Source organism: Paenarthrobacter sp. C1 (genome assembly GCF_049315185.1).
Classification (GTDB): domain Bacteria; phylum Actinomycetota; class Actinomycetes; order Actinomycetales; family Micrococcaceae; genus Arthrobacter; species Arthrobacter nicotinovorans.
Window position 1 is genome coordinate 244749 of record NZ_CP186052.1, and the last position, 21222, is coordinate 265970.

Genomic DNA, 21222 nt, shown 5'->3' on the forward strand with positions numbered 1-21222 from the left:
TCGGAAAACGACGCCGGCACTTAGTGGCCCTGGAAGGCCTCGGCCAGCCACCAGGAACCGCCGTCGGAGGCGATCTTGGCATCGATGACCAGCGGCCGGTCCTGCGTCCCGGCTTCGTAAGCAGCTATCCACGGGCGAACAGCTTCGAGGTCAGCTACGGTCCGCACTGTCACCCCTTCCGCACCGAATCCCCGGGCGATCGCGGCAATGTCGGTGGCCGGGAACACGACGCTGGACAACTCGGCTTCGGAGTGCCCTGAAGCGAAATGGTGCACCTCGGCTCCGTACGCGGCGTCGTTGTACACAATGCACACAAGCGGCATCTTCAGTCTCGCCGCGGTCTCGAGTTCGCTGATACCCATGAGGAACCCGCCATCTCCTGCACCCAGGACCGGTAGGCGGTGTGGTTGGGCCAGGGCGGCTCCGATGGCCGTGTACAGGCCCAGTCCGATCGCCTGGAAAGCCTGCGTGAAGCAGAACCCGAACTCGTCCGGCACGGCAAGGTATTGGCTGGGGTAGCCCATGAAGTTGCCCGAATCCACGGCTACGATCCGCTCGGCAGGGAGCACCGAATCGAGTTCGCGGGTGAGGACGCGCGGGTCGATGGAGGTCGCGGTGGACAGGTCTTCGGTCTGCACGTCCCGCCACCGTGAGCCCTGCTTGATGGCCAGGGCGTTGGCCTCTGTACGGTACTTCTCCACAGGCTCCGGCTGTGAAAGGGCCAGTACGGACAGGGCATCGGCTGCCGTCAGCGCCGAATCGCCCAGCACCCCCAGAGTGATGGGACGGTTGGCACCCAGGGCGGAGTCTTCGACGTCGACCTGGACCACCTTGGTGCCGGACGAAATGAGCCGCCCGTGCCGCATGGTCCACATGTTCAGCGCGCAGCCCCAGCCCACGATCAGGTCGGCGCTGCTGATGAACTCCGCCGTTGCGGGCGAAGAGAACCCGCCGGAAATGCCCAAGTTGTGGGCCTCACCGTTGAACAGCCCGCTCGCCACCGCGGACGTCGCCACGAGGGCTCCGGCATGGCGCGCCAGCGCGAGGATTTCGTCCCTGGCGCCGCGCCCGCCGCGTCCGGCCACGAACACGGGTCGCTCAGCTGCGGAAATCAGTGCCACCAGTTGCTCAACGGCGCCAGCGTCGGGGCGCACCTTGGGCGGTTGAGGCACGACGGCGGCACCCACCTCGTCCGCTGCGGTGGCACTTTGGATGTCCAACGGCAAGCTCAGAACCACCGTGCGGCGCTCGTTCACAGCCGTCCGGAAAGCCCTGACCGTGTCAGCGACCGCCGTGGCCGGGGAATGGATCCGCTCGGCTACAGCGCCTACGCTGCGGGCCAGGGCGTCCTGGTCGATCTTGAAGTTGGAGCGGATGGCTGCGGCCTGGGTGTCGGCGGTCAGAACGATCATGGGTGTCCGGCTTTTCGCGGCCTCCCCGATCCCGGTGATGGCGTTGCTCAGCCCGCAGCCTTGATGTGTGGTGACCACGCCCACCTTGCCCGACATCCGGGTGTAGGCGTCCGCCATGGTCGCCGCTCCACCCTCATGCCGGGCCGCGGTGAACGCTATGCCTTCGGCCATGAGCGTTCCGGTGACATCGAAGTTTCCGGAGCCCACCACCCCGAAAACGTGTCCGACACCGAGCTTCGCCAAGGTCCTGCCGACCAGCGCGGAAACCCGAACCTGCCCGCTCATGCCTTCTCCACCGCGTCTTTTTCAACCAGCGCATACACGCGGCTGGGGCTTCCGGTGCCACCAACGATCGGCAGGGGAGCAACCACCAGCGTGGCACCGGTGATAGGAAGCCGGTCCACATTCCGCAGCGACGTGACGCCGTACTTGTCCGCCCCGAGCAGGAACGAGTGGACCGGGAACATCGGATCGAGGGTACCGGCTTGGCCGGCGTCGATGCCCACGGTTTCCACGCCGAAACCGCTGATCGAGGCGTTTCCGGCGAGCCACTTGGCACCTGCAGCAGAGACCCCGGGAGTGTGGGGTCCGGCGTCGTCCGCGTTGACGAAAGCCGCAGCGTCAGCGCCGCGGGCCGCCCAACCGGTCCGGAAGATGACCCAGCAGTTCTCCGGGAACGCGCCGTGCTCTTCCTGCCATTGCTCAAAATGCTCCGGTTCCAGGAGGAAATCAGGGTCCTGCGTCGCCTCGGCGGATTTGTCGATCACCACGAGGGGACCTACCAGGCGGTGCGGTTCGATCTGGTCCACGGACTTGCCGTCCTTGCCGGTGATCCAGTGCACCGGCGCGTCCAGGTGTGTTCCTGCGTGCTCGCCCACCGTGACGTCGTTCCAGGCCCAGGCGGGTCCGGCGTCGTCGAAATTGCTCACCGGCGATACGGAAAGCCCCACCGTGTTCGCGAAAGGCTGCGGCAGGTTCAAAATGGGCGTCTCGGAGCTGAGGGGAGTGGTGAGGTCGATGATCTCCACCGAACCATTCGAAAGGGCTGTAGTGAGCCCGGCCAGAACAGACATTGTTCTCCTATCGCTTACGTGGTTTCAGTGCTTCTTGGATACGGGAAAATCGTGACGGCGGTGCGGTCAGTTTCTGCGCCACCAAGTGTCCGGAGCCGCCCGAAAGTCCAGGACCGGGGTGGGTTGAAGCCCCGATGTGCCAGAGACCTTGGATGGCCGTGCGGTGTCCGGCGGCCTCCGGGAAAGGCCGCCACAGAAGGTTCTGGAAGAACTCAGCCGAGCCGCCGTAGGGATCCCCATTGACGGCATTGGGGTTGGCCAAGGCCAGGTCCGTCGGTGCCAGGATGTCGGAGGCGAGGACACTCGCGCGGGTCCCCGGAGCAAACTGTTCCAACCTTGCCAGGACCCGCTCCAGGTAGCCGGCTTTAAGTTCGCCACTCCACCCATTGCTGACGTCCAGTTCACCTGCGGCATCGCCCACAGGCGCGAACGGCACCTCCTGCAGCTGCAACCACAGCGTGGCCCTCCCCTCCGGTGCCCGCGACGGATCCAGCATGTATTGCTGCCCCACCACAACCGTTGGTTCGGCCGGCAGCAGTCCCGCTTCGGCCTGGGCGCAGGCAATTCCCGTGCTGTCCGAACCGTTGCTGAGGTGCACCAGCGGCACGGTGTTGAGCCGGGGATCGAGCCACTCAACGGGCTTGTCCAAGGCCAAGTGGATCTGCATGGCTCCGCGGCCGTTCTGGTACTTTTCAGCGGCCCGGGCAGCCGCGGCCGGGGGCTCGTGAAGCAATGACGTGTAAAGGGCCTGCGGGGAGACGTTGGCCAGCACGGTGTCGGCCGAAACACTGCCCTGCGACGTCCGGACACCCGTGACCGCTGTGCCTGAAACCAGGATCTCCTCGGCTTCGGCACCGAGCATGATCCTGACGCCGTTGTCCCTCAGGAGCGACTCGAACGCTGCAACGAACCGCGATGCCCCGCCCTTCACGACGGGCAGCCCAAAACCGTGCATGCTCATGGCCATGACGGGCAGCATCACCCCGCCCGTGGCTTGGTCCGGTCCCAGCCCGGCGTGCAGGAGCCACGGCGACCACAACTGGTCCGTTTCCCAGCCGTCAAAGCGGCTGCGGACGTAGTTGCGGCCGCTCATCACGGAGTCCCGGATGAATGACTCGTTTGCGGCCAGGCGCCCACGCCGCACGGCGCCAAAGGCGATCTTTGCAACCTCAGGAAAGGACCGCAGCTCGGCCCCGAAGGCCCCGAAAACCGTTCCGGCGTTCCGGCCCAGGTCATCGAGCATCGCCAGGTAAGCGGCCTGGTCCCGGGGCTCCTTGAAAGCAGCGCTTGTCTCGGCTGGATCCCGGTGCGCAATGACTACGCGGTGCGCCCCCGTCGCCGGGTCCGCCGCTACGCTCGCCGTCACGGGCCCGGTGGTATTGCAATACTCGAGGCCCCGGGCGTGCAGTTCCTTGCCCAGCACTTCATAGGCGCCGCCGGACACAAACAGCGGATGCCAGGAGGAGAACGTGTCGTGGATGAAGCCCGGCAAGGTCCGTTCGGAGGAGTCGATGAACCCACCCAGCCGGTCCGAGCGCTCGATGATGCACACGCGCTTTCCGTCCAGGGCAAGCTCGGCTGCCGCCACCAGGGAGTTGATTCCCGAGCCAATGATCGCGACCTCACAGGATTCGTCCATAACCGTTCCTTTCAAGAGTGCTCAGAAATCAGGGTGGCTGGCAGTGGCGTGGTACTTGCCGCCGTGGAACACCAGGGGAGCGCCGCCGTCGTGGTTGTAGCTTTCCACCTCACCCACATAGATGACGTGATCCCCGGCATCATGTCGCGAGACGGTCCGGCATTGGAAGGTCGCCACCGCGCCGTCCAGCAGCGGCACACCGGCGATGCCTTCCACGGTTTCCACTCCGGCGAACTTGTCCGTGGCCGGGGTAGCGAATTGGCGGGAAAGGACGTGCTGGTCGCTTGCCAGGATATTGATGGCAAAGTGCGTGGCTTCCTCGAAATCGCCCAGGCTGGGTGCCCGTTTGCTGGGGCACCACAGCACCAGCGGGGGATCCATGGAGACCGACGTGAAGGAGTTCGCCGTCATGCCCACCTTCCTGCCGTCCGCGGAAACGGTGGTGACCACTGTGACGCCGGTGGCGAATTGTCCCAGGGCGCTCCGGAAGTCACGGACGTCGAACGCCGAGGTGTCTTCTTCCTTCCTGGCCTGCATGAAGTCAGCAGCAGCGGTGGGATCAAACCACCACGGGTAGGACGTTCGGGGGTCGTCGAAACCGTTCACGATGCTCGCCGCCAACGCGGGATGTTCAGCGGCTTCGTTGAGGAGCGTTTTCTGGTGGTCCCGGCGGGGTTTCAGGAGATCGTTGGTCCATTCAACGGCCCACTGCCCCCAGCCCCGCCAGAATTCATCGAAAGTGCGCTCCATCCAGTGGCGATCGAATGGTTGCTGGCCACGGCGGACGATCGAGTCCAGGTAGTACTTTGCGGCCAGGGTTGCATTGTTGGAGCCCTGCCCGGTGAGGGGATCGTTGAGGACCACGGCATCACCCAGCCCGAACACCAGCTTTCCGTTGCCGAGTTCCCCGACGGCGGACCTCACCGTGGGCGTGATGCGTCCCAGAAGCGTGGCGCCGTCATCCGTCAGTTCGGCTCCGGCGAAGTTCCCGGCTTCGTGCGGAAAGTGCTCGCGCAGGATCGCCAGCGACCGCGCTAGCTGCTCTTCAGGACTTCCGACGTCGGTCCACCGGTCCATGGGGCCACCCACCACGCCCTCGAACACCATCATGCGGCACGGGCCGGAGACGGTCAGGCCCGGGAAGGTGAAAAACTCGCCGACGCCGGGGGCCATGGACATGCGGATGGCGTCACCTACAGCGCCGGCGCCCACTGCGCCGTCACCCACTGCGCCGTGACCTACTGCGCCGTCGGCAGCGCCGGCGTCGGGTTTGACGTAGTTCAGTGCAAGGACGCGCTGCGGGCGGTCGAAAGGCGACTTTGCCTTGTCCCGCGGGAAGATCTGCCCGATTTCGCCTTTGCCCGTGCTCACAATGACCAGCTCGTAGTCGCGGGCGAGTTCCTCGAGCATGCGCGGGGTGACCTTCTCGATGCGGAAATCGCCACCGACAGCGACGAACGTCTCAATCCACAGGGCGCTTTTGATCCGTTGGTCGATGGAGCGGGCAGTCCCGTCCAAGGGGGCTGCCCATTCGATGGGTTCTTCCGCGTCCACCCGGAGCTGGATGGAGGTGATGGCCGGGACTGCTCCGGATTCGTAGTATTCGGTGAGGGCGGTCCCCATCTGTGCCTCGGCATCCAGGGCCGTGGAGAACATGCACTGGCTGGACATGACTTTCCCGGTGCGGATCTGGGCTGCGGAACGGTCGGACAGCAGTGTCACTGTGTAGCCTTCCCGTTGCAGGCCCAGGGCCAGTTGGGCACCGGATTCACCGGCGCCCACGATTGCTATCTTTCGCATTATGGGTCCTTTTTAGCTTGTCTGTGCCAAAAAACGTGGCTAGGAGACTTTGGCTGCGGAAAGGCTCGCCAAGTAGCCGGCTGCCTTGTCGGGAGACATGAACCACTCCTGGAATTCCGGCGGATGGTTGAAGCCGTTGGCGAACCTGCGGGCGATGTCCGGCTCGCTGTTGGCGGCGCCCAGGAGTTCAAGGACGTGGGGCGGCGGCGGGGCCAGGAGGGCATTGGTCCAGTGTGCAACGTGCTGTGCGTAATCCCAATAGCGCTCGAATGTGGCCTGCATGAACTCAGCGCCGAACGGCTGTTCGCCGTGCCGGATGATGCTGTCCAGGTAGGACGCCGCGCACTTGCTGGCGTTGTTGGAACCTTGGCCGGTGATGGGATCGTTCAACACCACCACGTCGGCCAGGCCCAGTACCTGCCGGCCGCTCGGCAACGTGGCGATCGGGTGGCGGACAGTGGGCGCAAACCTGCCCTGGAGGACGCCGTTGGGGTCGGTGAGTTCCACATCCGTTGCCCGCTCGGCTTCCCATGGCAGGAAGGTCTTGAGGATGTTCGTGGAATTCTCCAGATGTTCCTCCGGGGAGAGGCCCTTCCAGGTGTCCATGGGACCGCCGGGAACGCCCTCGAAGACCATGATTTCGCAGGGGCCGCTGGTGGTGAGTGCGGGGAACACGAAGTATTCGCCGACGCCGGGGATGAGGTTGAAAGAAACCGCAGAGTACTCTTCGCGGGGCTTGAGGCCCTTCACGTAGGTCAGCGCCAGGGCGCGCTGCGGGGCGTCGTAGGTGCTCCGTTCGGCGTCGCGGGTGAACAGTTGGGCGATGTCTCCCTTGCCTGCGGCGACAATCACCAGGTCCGAGTTCTGCGCGTACTTCTCCAGCTCGGCCACGCCTGCGTCTTCGAAAACGAGTTCCCCGCCGCGCGCCGTGAACTCTTCCATGAACCGCGGGAACTTCACGCGCTGGTCGATGGACTTGGCATGGTTGTCCAGGCGGGATGCCCAGCTGATGGCCTTCTCGCCCGGGAGTTCGGGGTGTGGGATGGTGAAGGAAATGCCGTCGACCGTGGGGGCATCGGGCCAGAAGTCCAACCCCAGCGCCCGCTCGTGTTCCAGTGCGTTGTGGAAGATGCATTGGCTGGAGGCGACCTTGCCGTCCCGGATTTGTTCGGGTGTGCGGTTGGAAATGGTGGTCACGGAGTAGCCGGCGTCCAGCAGTCCGATGCCCAGCTGAAGCCCGGACTGGCCGGCTCCGACGATGGTGATGTGGCGTTGCGTCATGGTGTTGCCCTTCTATGGAGTGTGGTGGAGCCTGGCATCAGTTGGCGGCCAGCAGGGGGATGGTTTCTTCGGCGCGTTCAGGACCCAAGGCGGAGTAGCCGCCGTCGACCGCCCAATCGGCGCCGGTCACGAAACTTGCCTGGTCGCCGGCGAGAAACGCGACGACGTCCCCAACCTCGTGCGGGCGGCCGACGCGCTTGAGAGCGTGGAAAGGGGCGGCCACGGAATCGGTCTTGGCAAGATCACCGTTGCTGAGCGTGTCCATGATGTTGCTCCACACCCATCCGGGGCTGACGGAGTTCACCCGGATGCCGTCCGCCGCGAAGTCCACGGCCATGCTGCGCGTGAGCTGGACGAGGGCCGCTTTGCTGGCCGGGTAGAGCCAGCGGCCGGTTTGGGCGATGGAACTGGAGATCGAGGTGAAGTTGATGATGGCGCCGTGCCCTGACACTTTGAGGTGTGGGCGCGCGGTGTTGCTTGCCACCACAGCACTCACGAGGTTGACGTTGAGAGCCTCGAGCCAGTCGCTGCGACCGGATGCCGGGCCATCGTCCTTGTAGGTGCAGGCCAGGTTGACCAGGATGTCGAGACCGCCGTGGAGGGCTACGGTTTCCTCCACGAGTTCGCGCACTGCGGCGTCATCAGTGATGTCCGTGTGGGAATAGTGGATTCCTTCCCCGAGTGCTTTGGTGAGGGTGCCGCCGTCGGGAGCTATATCCGCAACCACCACCGTGGCTCCGGCGTCCCGCAGCGAGGTCACCACGCCTTGTCCCACCTTGGTTGCCCCACCGGTGACAATTGCTGTCCTGCCGTCGAGTCCTGACATGGCCCAAACCTTTCCCGTGATTGTAATATTGAAGAAATGTGACGTCCGTCATGGTTGATCCATAAGCGACTCTAGGCAGTCGCTGTTGGCCGGACTATCCACTAAGCGCAAAAGTCATCCGGATTACGCAGGGTCTTCCTCTTCTTCGTGCCAACCAACCCACGCCGCTGAGGTGAGCTGAGCGTCCTTGGCTTGAAGTTCCGCCGCCCAGAGTTCGAAATGGTGTCGATCCCACTCGTCCCGCCGGTCATGCACGAGCTTGATGTTCTTCACTGGTCCCACCTCGCTTTCAGTGCTGTTATCGTGATGTGAGCTGCGTCATACTGGTTCTGAAAGCGACTCTAGGCGGCCGTTGAAATCCGGAATATCCACGTAGCGCGGGGATCATCCGAAAAGCGCAGAACTGTGGAGTGGGTGCCCAAATGGTGAAAATTCTTCCCCGCGATGTCCTGCGGGGGCGGCCGACGATGGCCACAACTGACGTGGACGAAGCCCACGCCAGGATCGCCGAGCTGTTCTGCAGCCACGAGCTCGCACCGCGGACCCGGACCTCGGCAGTGGATATGAAGCTGCGTTCCCTGCACCGGGGCGACGTGGGCATCGAGTTCCTGGACTACGGCGCCGACGTCCGCATTGAGCCTGAAGGACTGCAGGATTTCCATCTGGTGCAGATCCCGCTCGCCGGGCATGCGTCCATGCGGGTGGAGACCAGCACGGTGGAATCCAGCCCGCACATGGCCACTGTTCCGCCGATCGACAGGCCATTCTCCATGAGTTGGGACGGCGGCAGCCCGCACCTGATCGTCTATGTGCGGCGAACGGCGCTGGAACGGGTTGCCGGGCAACTGTACGGGGACAGCGCTGTGGAGCTTGGCTACGGCATGGACCTGTCAGGCGCCGCCGGTCGCGCCTTCCTGAGGTCCGTCGTCGAGCTTCATGACGACCTGATCAGCCGGCCGCAGACCGCCGCGCCGGTGTTCGTTCAAGGCTTGTTGGCGGACAGCATGGTGTCCCGGCTGCTGATGGCGATGCAACCGCCTGCGGAGGAGGCCCGGAACACGGAAGCGGAGGGCCGGCTGGTCCGGGATTGCCGCGAACTCCTGGAGCGTCACGCCACAGAGGAACTCACGGTGCCCGATATCGCCGAGTGCCTTGGCGTTTCGGTCCGGACCCTGCAGACCGCACTGCGCGCCGAAACCGGGGCGACGCCGTCGGACCTGCTGCGGAGCATCCGGTTGGATCGCGCCCGGGAGATGCTCCTGGAAGCCGGCCCGCGTGAGCAAAGCGTGACGGCGGTTGCGGAGTCGTGCGGCTTCACGCACCAGGGGCGGTTCTCGGCGCTGTATCTGAAGACCTTCGGGGAGTTGCCGTCGGAGACACTGCGTCGCTAGCTACGCCTCCAGGACGTATGTTTTCAGGTCGTCCAGCGTCTGCTGCATGTGCGCGTCCATCGCGAGCCGCGCCTCGTTGGGGTTGCGGGATTCCAGCGCCGCGGCAATCTTCCGGTGGTGTCCGATGGCGTGTTCCTGGATCTCCGCGAAAGCGGACGTCTCCCGGCGGCGCGCCTCCAGGACGCGGTGCAGGGGTTCGAACAGTACGGCCACGAAGACGTTGCCGGAGGCGTGCAGAATCACGTCATGGAAGGCCAGGTCGGCTTCAACGAAACCCGCCAGGTCATTGTCCTCGTGGGAGGACTGCATCTTTGCCACATGCTCTTTGAGCGTGATGAGTTCGTCGTCTGAGATACGCTCGGCGGCCAGTTCGCAGGCGCCCGTCTCCAGCATGCGGCGGAGTTCGATCAACTGGATGGCCGCCGCGGCATCCTTGGTGCCCTCCGACGCTGCGCGCAGCACGGCCTCCAGGGATGCCCACTGATTCAGCGGATTCACGAACGTGCCCCGGCCTCGTTCGACGCTGAGGATCCGCTGCGCTTCCAGGGTCTTCATGGCTTCACGCACGGTCATACGGCTCACCTCGTGCTTGGCGCTGAGCTCCAGCTCGCCCGGGACAACCGTGCCGGGTGGAAATTCGCCCGCGATGATCCGGTCCAGCAACTCATCAGCGACGACGCCAACCAGCGACTTGCGTGCCATGTATCCCCATTCCTGTATCCGCCCATCCTGCGCCCGGCTTCCCCGGGGCGGGATGGATGTCAGACATCTTACGCTGGCGGTGGCCAGCTGGTTTTCCAAAACTCCTGCAACGCTTCCGCACATTGTTGCGGTTGCTCCCAGTGGACACTGTGGCCCGCCCCGGGAATGGCCTTCAGCCGGCGTCGCGGGTCCGCGTCCACAAACGCGGCCATCTGTTCCATGGACCGCACGCGGTCCGCTGTTCCGGCCAGCACCAGCAGCGGAGCGTGGACGCGCCCAGGTACTGAAGGTTCGACGCCGGTCATGGCCGCCTCGCCGCTCGGGCCCAGGACTTTGAACGGGATATCGAACCCGCGGCTGAGTAGTTCTTCGTCCTGGTAAGGCGGGTCGCCGTACCAGGCTGCCATGCATCGAACCTTGGTTCCGGCGTCGATGAAACCTTGTTTCCATTGCGCTTGCAGCATGGACCGGAAGCCTTCGTTGGGCGGCGCCGGAACCATGCCAACCAGCGTTAGGGTTGCCGTCAGCTGCGGGAAGCCGGCGGCAAGCGTCAGCGCCACGCTGCCACCCAGGGAGTGCCCCACCAGGTGAACGGGACCGCTGTGTTTGGCTTCTAGGGTCGCCGCCAAGGAGGCTGCCGCAGACTCCAGGGTCCATTCGAACTCCGGGGAGAGCGCCTCGCCGGGGTGATAGCCGGGGAGGTCCGCAATCCATGCCGGGTATCCGGCGTCGAGCAGCTTTCCGGCCAATGGTTCCCAGTAGGCGGATGTTGAGGCCCAGCCGTGGATCAGGACCGCCGGCGCCGTTTCACCTGCGGAAACAACAGGCGTGCGGATATCCACGGATGTGAACGGTGCTTCGCTGCCAGCCATGCACCCAGCCTAGTGACGCTGGTCTCCTTGCGCAGGCCGGGAGCGTTGTGTCACACTAATTCAAATGTTAGATGTCTGACATCTTACATTCACAAACCGCAGCAAAGATTTCCCACGATGGAGTGAACAGTGACCCTTGAAGCCGACGTTCTGGCCGCTTTCCCGGCGGAAGTCCAGATTCCTGCTCAGCTCGTGGCCGATGCCGTTGCCGCGTCCTCGGCAAGCAGCCCCCGCGTCCTGGTGGTCCTCGACGACGACCCCACAGGCACCCAATCCGTGGCAGATCTCGCAGTGCTGACCAGCTGGGATGTCGCTGACTTCACCTGGGCCTTCGCCCACATCCGTGACAACCAGACCAAGCCCGCCGTCTATGTGCTGACCAACACCCGTAGCCTGGACCCCGCAGAAGCCGCAGCCCGCAACGAGGAAATCGTCCGGAATGCGCTCGCGGCAGCCGCTTCTGCCGACGGACTGCGCCTGGGTTTCGTCAGCCGGAGCGACTCCACCCTCCGCGGCCACTACCCGCTGGAGCCGGACGTCATCGCCGCCACCGTGGCTGCTGAAACCGGCGAAACCACCGACGGCGTGGTAATCGTCCCCGCGTTCCCCGACGCCGGTCGCGTCACCATCGGCGGTGTGCACTACATGCGGGGCGATGCCGGTTCCCTCACCCCCGTTGCCGAGACGGAGTTCGCCAAGGACGCGAGCTTCGGCTTCGCCAACTCAGAGATGGCCAAGTATGTGGAGGAGAAGTCGCAGGGGCGGTTCCCCGCCAGCGACGTGATCGTCCTGGACCTGAACATCATCCGCGCCGGTGCTTCCGCCCAGGACCCCACCATCTCCGCGAAGGCCATCGCAGACGCCCTGGAATCCGCCACCAACTCCACCCCGATCGTGGCCGATATCGTCACCGAGAACGACTTCCGCGCCCTTGCTCTGGGCCTGGAGGAAGCAGAACGCCGCGGCAAGAAGCTCCTCTACCGCGTGGGTCCGCCTTTCGTCCGTGGACGCATCGGCCAGGAGATCCGCACCGCGCTGACCTCCGAAGAGGCCTTTGCAGGCAACACTCCCTCCACAGCCGGAGGCTTGATCGTCGTGGGTTCCCACGTGGGCGTCACCACGCGGCAACTCAACGACCTCACGGCACAGCACAGCTCGGCGAGGACCATCGAAATCGACGTCGAGAAGCTCATTGCCGGCACCAAAACCCAGGGCGAAGCAGAAGCCGAAGCGTACATCGGAACGGTAGTGGCCGACGTCGTGGATGCCCTCCGCAGCGGTGACGTGATCGTCCACACCAGCCGCCTGCTCATCAAGACCGACGACGCCGCAGCCAGCCTGAAGATCGCCCGCACCGTCTCCGCCGCCGTCGTGGCTGTCGTGAACCGCACGCTCAAGAGTTTCCCGCCGCGCTTCGTCATCGCCAAGGGCGGCATCACATCCTCGGACGTGGCCGCCCATGGCCTGGAAATCCGCCACGCGATAGTCCGCGGCCCCATGCTCCCGGGCATCGTCTCCCTGTGGGAGCCGGTGGACGGCCCTGCAAAAGGCATCCCGTACATCGTCTTCGCCGGCAACGTGGGCGACGACCAATCCCTGACCCAGGTCACCCGCAAGCTCAGCGCAACCTTCTAACAGCCAAAATTCAATGGAGAACACCATGACCAGCAGCAACTACACCGTCACCGTCCTGGGCCTCGGCGCCATGGGCCTGCCCATGGCAACCCGGCTCGCGTCCGAGCTGACCGTGCACGGCTTCGACATTGCCGAGCCCCGTCTGGAACTCGCCGCCGCGGCCGGTATCAAGACCTTCGCCTCGGCCCGCGAAGCTTCGCAGGACGCAGATGCGCTGCTGCTCGCCGTCCGCAACGGTGAGCAGCTCAACGACGTCCTGTTTGGCGAAAACGGTGTCGCTGCCGTTCTGAAGCCGGGCGCCGTGGTCATCCTGGGCAGCACGGTGGGAACTGAAGCCATCCCGGCGACGGTCGCCAAGCTGGCCGAGTACGGTGTTTCGCTGGTTGACGCTCCGCTGTCCGGAGGCCCCAAGCGTGCCGGTGAAGGCGATCTATTGATCGTGGTCGGAGCCGAGCCGGAGGCGCTGGAGAAGGCGCGCCCTGCCTTGGAGCTGCTGGCCTCCACACTGAGCATCGTGGGCGACAAGCCCGGCGACGGCCAAGCCCTGAAGACCGTCAACCAGTTGCTCTGCGGAGTCCACATCGCTGCTGCCGCCGAGGCCATGGCCCTCGCGGACGCCCTCGGCCTCGACCAGGCTAAGACCCTCGCTGCCCTCGAAGCCGGAGCCGCCGGTTCCTTCATGCTCTCGAACCGTGGCCCGCGCATCCTCGAGGCCTACACGGAAGACGGCGCCGAGGTCCTCAGCCGCCTGGACATTTTCGTCAAGGACATGGGCATCGTAGGCAAGGCAACCCGGGCCGCCGGACTCGCCGCACCCGTTGCCGCTGCCGCCGAGCAGCTCTACCTGCTCGGCCAGGCCCAGGGCCTCGCCGCCGCTGATGACTCCGCCGTCATCAAGGTAGTAGCGCCCGCCAAGCGCACCGCTTAACCCCTGGGAGTTTTTGTACACCTAACGCCCTCATGGGGCGCCCTAAAGGTCATTAGCTGTACAAAAACTCCACCCACCCCAGAACGCGCGACGACGGCGATCCCCCCTTCGTCGTCGCCGCCACCTCCCGCCGGTCTGCTGTGCGCACCGGTTTGTCAAAGGAGACACCGCCCCAATGAACCCCCTCGTCAACTCCCTCATGGCCGGGGCCGCCGATGCCCCTGCCATCAAACCCGCAGTGGAGCTGGGAACACCGCTTCTGCTGACCATCGCCGCGGCAGGCATCGCCTTGCTGCTGGTCCTGATCATCCGCTTCAAGATCCAGGCATTCGTTGCCTTGCTCGCCGTCAGCATCCTGGTGGGCGTGGCCGCGCAGATTCCGCTCAAGGACATCTTCACGGTGGTGACCAACGGTGTTGGAAGCACCATGGGCAAGGTCGCCTTGTTGATTGCCCTCGGCGCCATCCTTGGCCGCATGATCGAGGTCTCCGGCGGCGTGCAGTCCTTGGCCACGCACTTCACGGAGAAGCTCGGTGCCAAGCGCGTTGCCGTCGCGTTGACGGCCGTCGGCTTCCTGGTCGCGATTCCGGTGTTCTTCGAGGTGGGAGTGATCGTCCTCGTTCCGATCGTTTACGCCTTCGCCAAAATCGCCAAGGTCCACCCCATCAAGTTCGGCCTGCCCATGGCTGGAATCATGCTGTCCATCCATGTGGCTGTTCCGCCGCACCCGGGCATCGTTGCCGGCGCCGGCGTATTCGGTGCCGACATCGGCCTGATCACTATGATCTCCCTGATCATCTGCATTCCCTTGGGCTTCCTGTCCTACTGGGTTGCCAGCATCATGAACCGCAAGGACTACGAACTCCTCCCCGGCGTGAAGCAGCAGGTTGAGGAATTCGGTTCCGATTCCCTGGTCCACGTGGGCCATGACGGTCCGGGTGCCCGCGCAATCGCCCCGCCGCGTCCGGGCCTGATCATGTTCCTGATCGCAGCGCCCATCGTGCAGATCCTTCTCGGCACCGTCGGCACACTGACCATCGCCAAGGACAACTACTGGTACGGCGTGGCTTCGTTCATCGGCAATCCGTTCTTCGCCCTCCTCGTCGCCGTTGCGTTGTCGTTCTTCCTGCTGGCTGTCCGCCGCAACTGGTCCCTCAAGGAAACAGGTGAGATTTTCGAGGGTGCCCTGCCGCCCATCGCTTCCATCCTGATGGTGGTTGCTGCCGGTGGCGTCTTCGGTGAAGTCCTCCGCACTTCCGGCATCGGAGCCGCGCTCTCCCACACCTTGGACAGCCTCGGCCTGCCCGTGATCGTGCTCGGCTTCATCATCTCGCTGGCCTTGCGCGCCGCACAGGGTTCGGCGACGGTTGCAATCGTCACGACGACGGGCCTGCTCACCTCAGCGGTCATGGAAGGCGGCTACTCGCCGGCGCAGATCGCAGTGATCGTGATTGCCATCGGTTTCGGCGCGCTCGGCCTGTCCCACGTGACCGATGCCGGCTTCTGGACCGTGATCCGTTACTACGGCCTCACGGTCTCCGACGGCCTCAAGACCTGGACCGTCCTGACCACCATCCTGGGCCTGGCCGGCTTCGTCCTGACGTACGTTGCCTGGATCCTGGTAGGAGGCCTGGCCCACTGATGCGCACGAAACTCGACCACCTGGTCAATTCCGCGTTGGCCACCGGCTCCGCTGTTCCAGCCTTCACCTGCTACGACTTCACCACCGCGCTCGCCGTCGTGTCAGCTGCGGAGGAGGCCCGCCTTGGCGTAATCCTGTTGGTGGCGCCGAAAACCGCGTCCACCGCCAACGGCCTGCGGCTCATCACTGCCCTCCGGGGCCTGGCGGACTCCGCGAGCGTCCCGGTGTCCGTCCAGCTGGACCATGCTTCGGATCTGAACGTCATCCTGGAAGCCGTGGCTGCCGGAGCTGATGCCGTCCTGGCCGATGGCTCATCCAAGCCGCTCAAGGACAACATCCGCCTGGTCCGCGAGGTCCGTGCCGCGCTGGACGCGGCGGGCCATGCCGGCGTCGTGATCGAAGCGGAGTTGGGCGGACTGGCAGGCGACGAGGACCGCGCGTTCGGGTCATCAACGCCCGACGCCGGTGCTTCCGTCCCCGGTCTCACCGACCCGGAGCAGGTGGCCGGCTTCGTGGAGCAAACGGGTGCGCAATTGCTCGCTGTTGCCGTGGGAAACGTCCACGGCAAGTACACGGGTGAGCCCAACATCCGGTGGGATGTGTTGCAGGATGTCGCTGCACGGACAGAGGTCCCTCTGGTGCTCCACGGCGCCTCCGGAATCCCGGCCAGTGAGCTTGCCAAAGCTTCCGGAATGCAGGTAGGCAAAGTGAACTTCAACACGGAGCTGCGGACCGGGATCCTGGCCACGTTGGAGTCGGAAACAGCGGCGTACCGGGCAGACGGCGAGAATCTCCAGGGATTGCTGGTCCGGTGGAACGGCTCGGCAGCATCCTTTGCCGGCGCCACGCTTGAGTTGCTCAGCGCCTGACGCCCAGCGCAGGAACACGGGGAGGCTAGGATCAGACCATGATCCTGGCCTCCCTGATTTTCGCGACGATTGCCGCCCTTCTTCACGTCTACATCTTCACCATGGAGTCCATCACCTGGACCAAGCCCGCTACGTGGAAGACATTCAGCATCACGTCCCAGGCCGAAGCGGATACCACCAAGTCCATGGCGTACAACCAGGGCTTCTACAACCTCTTCCTCGCCATCGGTGCATTGGTCGGGATTGTCGCAGTGGCCATGGGTGCACCCCAGGTCGGTTGGACCCTCGTCTTCAGCAGCTGTGGCTCGATGCTTCTTGCGTCTCTGGTCCTCGTGGCGAGCGGTAAGAAGTACCTCCGGGCAGCGACCATCCAAGGCACGACGCCGCTGCTCGCCGTCGTGCTTGGAATCCTGGCCGTAACGCTGGGCTAGTGTTCCGGCGGCCCTGTCTGGGCTGCGGCGTCGTCCATCCACAGCACTTCCCAGTGGTGGCCGTCGAGGTCCCTGAAGGCCCGGCTGTACATGAAACCGAGATCCTGCGGGTCATAGGTTTCTGAGCCGCCGGCTTCCAGGGCTTTGCCCGCCAAAGCATCCACGTCTTCCCGGCTGTCGGCCGAAATGGCGACGATGGCCGCCGTCGAATTCCTGGTATCCGCGATGGGCTGCTTGGTGAACTGGCTGAACTTGTCGTGCGTAAGCAGCATTGTGTAGATCGTGTCGCTGAAAACCACGCATGCCGCGGTTTCGTCGGTGAAGTTCGGGTTGATCGTGTAGCCAAGTGCTGTGTAGAAAGCCTTGGATGCCTCGAGGTCGCTGACAGGAAGATTCACGAAAATGGACGTAGTCATGCGTCTGATCCTGCCGTTGTTTCGGCGTCCCGTCCAGACATGGAATGCGACCATGTGGACAGGGCGGAAGCCACCCTGCTGGCTCCGCTGCTCCGCGAGGCGGACAATGGAGTCAGCACACTGGGAGTCAGCACGCAGGTGCCGGCCCGGTAGGGAGAGCCATGGAGCGGGAGGCGTTTCCTGCGGTCAGTCCAACGGCTGCGCAGAGGGATCCGGTGATCGACCTTGTCCGATTCACGTGCCTGCTGCTGGTGGTCGCAGCCCACTGCATGATGGTGAGCCCCGTTTTGCACAAGGATGGGACAGTCGAGACCCGGAACGTCCTCATGGAGCAAGCCTGGTTCACGCCTGTGCTCTGGGTCCTGATGATCGTTCCGCTCTTCTTTGTCCTTGGCGGTGTTACCGGCCTCCAGTCGTGGCGGCGGTTGAGAACGGCCGGCGGGACAGGATTCGACTTCGCCCAGCTGCGCCTCCTGCGATTGGTGCGTCCCGCCATGGCTCTGCTCGCCGTCATGTGGGGAGGGTTGTGGATCGCGCTGCTGCTGGGTGTCCATCCGCAAGTCATCCAGCTGATGACTGCCGGAGCTGCGATGCCGTTGTGGTTCCTCGCCGCGTACCTCACGGCCCAGCTGAGCATCCCCCTCTTGGCAAGATTCCATGAACGTGCACCGCTGCTGACTTTCGGGGTTCTGGTGGCCTTCATCATCGCCGTCGATTCCCTCCGCGGCGCCATTCCCGTGCTGGCGTTTACCAACATGATTTTCGTATGGTGCGCCGTGCAGCAGCTGGGATTCTTCAAGGCCGACGGCTTCTTCGAACACCGGAGCCGCACCTGGCTGGTGGGCGCCATCATCTGCAGCAATCTCCTCCTGGGACTTGTCACCGGAGTCGCTGTGTATCCGGGGAACATGGTGGTGAACATCAACCCGCCCAACTTGTGCCTGCTTCTGCTGGGCATTTCCCAGACAGCCACCCTGCAACTGCTGGGTCCAGGGCTGCGGTGGCTCGCTGACGTCCGGTGGATCCGTGCCGGGATCGCTGTGGCGGGACGCCGCTCCATGACCGTTTATCTATGGCATCTCCCCCTCCTGGTTGGCATGGCCGGTTTGTTGTTGCTCACCGACGTGCCCAGGCCGGTCGCCGAGACCGCAGAGTGGTGGTGGGCCCGCATTCCCGTCTTCATCGCTGTGGTTGCACTGCTCGTCCCGGTGACGATGCTTTTCGGCCGGCTTGAGGATCGTCCCATGGCAGCAAGCCATGCTCGAGGCCCGGGGCGGGCCGCCGTGGTGACGGCCGCCGTCGTGGTCTTTATCCCAGTGGCGGACGCCGCCTTCAACGGACTGACGCTCGCGTTGCTGGGTGGGGGAGCGGCGTGCTTCGCGCTGTCCGTCCTGCTTTTGGGCAGGGTTCCGACGCCGGTCCCCCCGGCGGCGGAGGCAGAACCTGCGGAAGCGCCGCAGGCGACCCCGGCCACGTTGCCAGCACACGATTTACGTGCCAATCTCGAACCATGACCGAGAATACGGATTCACTGGCCGAGTCGTTCCGCCCCGGCGTTACTACATTGCGCAACGACAAGTTCCACCGCTACGAGTTACACGTAGACGGGGAGTTGGCGGTGATTTCACAGTTCCTGGACAGGCCCGGTCACATCGACTTCATCCACACGGAGACGAAACCCCAATTCAAGGGCCAAGGACTGGCGAACGTTCTGGCACACTTCGCCCTGGATGACGTCGTGGCGTCGGGGAAGCGCATCATTCCGCATTGCCCGTTCATTGCCGGTTACCTGAAAAGGCACGAGGGATATGAACAGGACGTCGACTGGCCGAAAGAAAAGCCTACGGTTGACGCGGAGCCTGACAACAACTGACCGCGCCGGGTCAGTCGGTCCGCCCTCTCGGCGAATGCGGCCTTCGTCGCGGCGAGACTGACGTGACCGTTGCTGAAGCCCAGTAGCCCAGGCCTGGTCGCGATGACCGTGGAAGCCAATCCAGCCGCGCATCCGAGAGCGCCACGATGGCGTCGTGTTCGTCAACAACTTCCTGGCCGCGGCACCACGCCCTGACCTGCATGGCACTTACCAGGCTGCCGCCGTGGACATGGTCCGACTCCGTGACGCGGTAGGAGAAACTCCGCATGACGCCTTCGCCCGGGGCCAGGGAGCCGACTGACAGATGGCGACGGTCCGGGCTGGAGGTATAAACCAGGGGCTCCATGGCCTCGTTGGTGAAGGACCGCGGAATAAGACGAATGTTACGAAGATGGCACGTGGAGTCGTTCATGATCCATGCCGTGAAGATCACCGTCTCACCGGGGACGGCCGTGCACTTGTCCGCGCCGTGGATCAATGTGATGCATTTCGCTTGCGCAACCAGCGGCCGGTTGCCGTGATGCCGGAAGTGCGAAAACGGTGTTTTCGCACTTCGCGAGTGGATTGCGGTGCCCGCGGAGACGCTCCGGACCGCCCTCGACAATGACGACCGCCCTTTGAAACGCGCTACTCGTCGCACTTCGCCGGAGTTGTGAAACTTCATGCCTGATTAGTGGCGGCAGGAACAGTTTTATGTCGCTTATTCGACGAAACTTTTCGCCCCTTATAGTCCTAAGCAACCTGTTATTCAAGTCAATTCGCAATCTGATGACACACTACTGTTTATGGATCAAGTATTAATGTCCGGGGCCGGTGGGGCGTCCCCAACTTTGGCTGCCGGAAATGACAGCGATCCCCAAATCCTGAACCTCGTCCGCCAGGGTGTCACGGACGCCTTTGACACTCTCTACAAGCGGCACGTCCAGATCGCCCACTACGTCGCGCGCACACAGTCCGACAACCCCAGCGACGCCGATGATGTCGTCGCAGAGGCCTTTGCCACCATCTTCCAGTCCTTGAAGGACGGCAAAGGCCCCAAGGAGTTTTTCCGTTCGTACCTCCTGACGGTGGTGCGGCGTACAGCGCATGAACGCAACCGAAAAGCCAGACAAACTCAAACTGCAGCGGATGACGCCATCCTGGACGCGGCTGTCCATGATGACGATCCCGTGGTTGGCGATCTTGAGTCGAGCATCATGGCCAATGCCTTCAAATCGCTGCCGGAGCGTTGGCAGGCCGTTCTCTTCCACCTTGATATCGAGGGATTGAAGCCGGCTGCTGTTGCGCCACTGGTGGGTCTCACGCCGAACGGCGTCTCATCCTTGGCCATCCGGGCCAGGGAAGGTTTGCGTCAGGCCTACCTGCAACACCACATCAGCCGCAGCGTTGACCAGGCCTGCGACGAATTTGCCAGCCAGCTCGGCAAGTATGTGCGCAACGCCCTCAAACGCACGTCCAAGGAAAAAGTGGGTGCCCACCTGGAAGACTGTGCCAAGTGCACCGCGTTGTTGATGGAACTCAATGACGTCCAGGGCGGCATGCGTGCCATCCTTTTCCCCTTGGTTGCGGGCGTTGCCTTTACCCCGGCAGCTGCCGCAGCGGTCGGGTGGCCAGGCGCCGGTGTCGCAGCGGGCGGCGGCAAGGCCGCCGTCGTTGGCCTTCACGGAGTCAGCCAATCCTGGAAAATCCCGGCGGCCATGGTGGTGGGTGCCGCAGCTCTGGCGGGGGTCATCACCTGGTTCCTGCAACCCGAACCCGGTCCCGCTTCTGTAGTTGTTGCAGAATCTCCTGCCAGTATTCCGACGGCCGAGGAAACGGCGCCGGCCCCGGTTCCAAGCAGCAGTGCGTCGCCTGAACCCAGTGCCATTGTGGAGCCGCCCCTCCTCCCTGTCGTTGCCCCAACGGCTGTGCCATCTTTGGCTCCCAGTCAACCTCCCGCCGTCGTGGTTCCGCCGGAAGAGCCGTCGGGACGGCGCGCTGTTGTCGTAGACCCGGGCGTCATCTATTCGACGACGGCGCCGCAGGCCACCGCTTCGGCGGCACCCTTGACGCAAACGGTTGAGGCGACGTTCTCGGCCAGCCAGGGACCAAGCCCCCTTGAACGCGACCTTGGCGTCCAGTTTTCCCTGGCCGGGGATGGTTCGCCGACATCCGGAGAAGTGGTCTTTGCCCTGCCGGCGGACGCTACTTTCATAGCAGGGAAGACGGTGGTGCCGGAGGGCTGGGAGTGCAGCGCATCCGAGGCTCGCCGGATCCGCTGCACCACAGCCACGCTGGACCCGCAGCAGTTGACCTTTGTCGTCGCTGTGACCCTGCCGGACGGTGCGGAGAGCGGCACCCTGGACTACCAGTTCAGCGGGCAAGGAATCGTGCCGAAGACGTTCACCAATACCTTTCATTAAGGCGCCCGAAAGTCATTAAGGCGCCCGAAA

20 protein-coding genes are annotated in these 21222 nt (G+C 64.2%); 9 read left to right on the forward strand and 11 right to left on the reverse strand.

Annotation, left to right across the window (positions count from 1 at the left end; all coding sequences use genetic code 11):
• Window positions 1-20: 20 nt before the first annotated feature.
• The 7 genes from ACNAOU_RS01235 to ACNAOU_RS01265 form a co-directional block, all read right to left on the reverse strand.
• Window positions 21-1697, reverse strand: coding sequence for a thiamine pyrophosphate-binding protein (locus ACNAOU_RS01235; RefSeq protein WP_422757844.1), 1677 nt, complete (start codon window positions 1695-1697; stop codon window positions 21-23).
• Window positions 1694-2485 carry a cyclase family protein gene (locus ACNAOU_RS01240; protein ID WP_422757845.1) on the reverse strand — a complete coding sequence of 264 codons (792 nt, stop codon included), beginning with the start codon at window positions 2483-2485 and terminating at the stop codon, window positions 1694-1696. Before ACNAOU_RS01240 ends, ACNAOU_RS01235 begins: the two co-directional genes overlap by 4 nt.
• 7 nt (window positions 2486-2492) lie before the next feature.
• Window positions 2493-4124: a phytoene desaturase family protein gene (locus ACNAOU_RS01245; RefSeq protein WP_275777394.1), complete on the reverse strand. Its 1632-nt coding sequence runs from the start codon at window positions 4122-4124 to the stop codon at window positions 2493-2495.
• 21 nt (window positions 4125-4145) lie between these two features.
• The gene (locus tag ACNAOU_RS01250) at window positions 4146-5924 is read right to left on the reverse strand and encodes a flavin reductase (protein ID WP_275777396.1); all 1779 of its coding nucleotides are present in this window, start codon (window positions 5922-5924) and stop codon (window positions 4146-4148) included.
• A 39-nt stretch (window positions 5925-5963) separates the two neighbouring features.
• The gene (locus tag ACNAOU_RS01255) at window positions 5964-7205 is read right to left on the reverse strand and encodes a styrene monooxygenase/indole monooxygenase family protein (protein WP_275777398.1); all 1242 of its coding nucleotides are present in this window, start codon (window positions 7203-7205) and stop codon (window positions 5964-5966) included.
• 37 nt (window positions 7206-7242) lie between these two features.
• Window positions 7243-8031: an SDR family oxidoreductase gene (locus ACNAOU_RS01260; protein WP_210078238.1), complete on the reverse strand. Its 789-nt coding sequence runs from the start codon at window positions 8029-8031 to the stop codon at window positions 7243-7245.
• Between the two features lie 123 nt (window positions 8032-8154).
• Window positions 8155-8304 carry a hypothetical protein gene (locus ACNAOU_RS01265; protein ID WP_179128464.1) on the reverse strand — a complete coding sequence of 50 codons (150 nt, stop codon included), beginning with the start codon at window positions 8302-8304 and terminating at the stop codon, window positions 8155-8157.
• A 149-nt stretch (window positions 8305-8453) separates the two neighbouring features.
• On the opposite strand from ACNAOU_RS01265, the gene ACNAOU_RS01270 reads away from it, so the two are divergent.
• Entirely contained in the window at window positions 8454-9422 is a 969-nt protein-coding gene (locus ACNAOU_RS01270; RefSeq protein WP_275777401.1) for an AraC family transcriptional regulator, read from the forward strand.
• Here the strand turns inward: ACNAOU_RS01270 and ACNAOU_RS01275 are convergent, their stop codons facing one another.
• Both ACNAOU_RS01275 and ACNAOU_RS01280 read right to left on the reverse strand, forming a co-directional pair.
• On the reverse strand, window positions 9423-10124 hold the full coding sequence (locus ACNAOU_RS01275) for a FadR/GntR family transcriptional regulator (RefSeq protein WP_039239287.1): 702 nt from the start codon (window positions 10122-10124) through the stop codon (window positions 9423-9425).
• 68 nt (window positions 10125-10192) lie between these two features.
• Entirely contained in the window at window positions 10193-10996 is an 804-nt protein-coding gene (locus tag ACNAOU_RS01280; protein ID WP_275777404.1) for an alpha/beta fold hydrolase, read from the reverse strand.
• A gap of 129 nt (window positions 10997-11125) precedes the next feature.
• Between ACNAOU_RS01280 and ACNAOU_RS01285 the strand changes: the two genes are divergently transcribed.
• The 5 genes from ACNAOU_RS01285 (at window position 11126) to ACNAOU_RS01305 (ending at window position 16501) form a co-directional block, all read left to right on the forward strand.
• Window positions 11126-12631, forward strand: coding sequence for a four-carbon acid sugar kinase family protein (locus tag ACNAOU_RS01285; RefSeq protein ID WP_275777406.1), 1506 nt, complete (start codon window positions 11126-11128; stop codon window positions 12629-12631).
• 25 nt (window positions 12632-12656) lie between these two features.
• Window positions 12657-13559: an NAD(P)-dependent oxidoreductase gene (locus ACNAOU_RS01290; RefSeq protein ID WP_039239290.1), complete on the forward strand. Its 903-nt coding sequence runs from the start codon at window positions 12657-12659 to the stop codon at window positions 13557-13559.
• A gap of 175 nt (window positions 13560-13734) precedes the next feature.
• Window positions 13735-15201 carry a GntP family transporter gene (locus tag ACNAOU_RS01295; protein ID WP_018778989.1) on the forward strand — a complete coding sequence of 489 codons (1467 nt, stop codon included), beginning with the start codon at window positions 13735-13737 and terminating at the stop codon, window positions 15199-15201.
• Window positions 15201-16070 carry a class II fructose-bisphosphate aldolase gene (locus ACNAOU_RS01300; protein WP_275777410.1) on the forward strand — a complete coding sequence of 290 codons (870 nt, stop codon included), beginning with the start codon at window positions 15201-15203 and terminating at the stop codon, window positions 16068-16070. Before ACNAOU_RS01295 ends, ACNAOU_RS01300 begins: the two co-directional genes overlap by 1 nt.
• Window positions 16071-16108: 38 nt before the next feature.
• Window positions 16109-16501: a DUF1304 domain-containing protein gene (locus tag ACNAOU_RS01305; RefSeq protein WP_039239292.1), complete on the forward strand. Its 393-nt coding sequence runs from the start codon at window positions 16109-16111 to the stop codon at window positions 16499-16501.
• On the opposite strand, the gene ACNAOU_RS01310 is transcribed toward ACNAOU_RS01305, so the two are convergent.
• A complete protein-coding gene (locus ACNAOU_RS01310; RefSeq protein WP_275777413.1) occupies window positions 16498-16917 on the reverse strand; it encodes a VOC family protein in 420 nt (139 codons plus the stop codon). The genes ACNAOU_RS01305 and ACNAOU_RS01310 overlap by 4 nt on opposite strands.
• A 161-nt stretch (window positions 16918-17078) precedes the next feature.
• Here ACNAOU_RS01310 and ACNAOU_RS01315 point away from each other — a divergent pair, with 161 nt between their 5' ends.
• Window positions 17079-18431, forward strand: a complete 1353-nt coding sequence (locus tag ACNAOU_RS01315; RefSeq protein ID WP_055977222.1) for an acyltransferase family protein — start codon at window positions 17079-17081, stop codon at window positions 18429-18431.
• Window positions 18428-18790, forward strand: coding sequence for a GNAT family N-acetyltransferase (locus tag ACNAOU_RS01320; RefSeq protein WP_018778983.1), 363 nt, complete (start codon window positions 18428-18430; stop codon window positions 18788-18790). The genes ACNAOU_RS01315 and ACNAOU_RS01320 overlap by 4 nt, the downstream gene beginning before the upstream one ends.
• 10 nt (window positions 18791-18800) lie before the next feature.
• Here the strand turns inward: ACNAOU_RS01320 and ACNAOU_RS01325 are convergent, their stop codons facing one another.
• Entirely contained in the window at window positions 18801-19454 is a 654-nt protein-coding gene (locus tag ACNAOU_RS01325; RefSeq protein ID WP_144401217.1) for a hypothetical protein, read from the reverse strand.
• Window positions 19455-19575: 121 nt separating this feature from the next.
• Between ACNAOU_RS01325 and ACNAOU_RS01330 the strand changes: the two genes are divergently transcribed.
• Complete coding sequence (locus ACNAOU_RS01330; protein ID WP_039239295.1) at window positions 19576-21192, forward strand: sigma-70 family RNA polymerase sigma factor; 1617 nt, start codon at window positions 19576-19578, stop codon at window positions 21190-21192.
• Window positions 21193-21222: the final 30 nt, after the last annotated feature.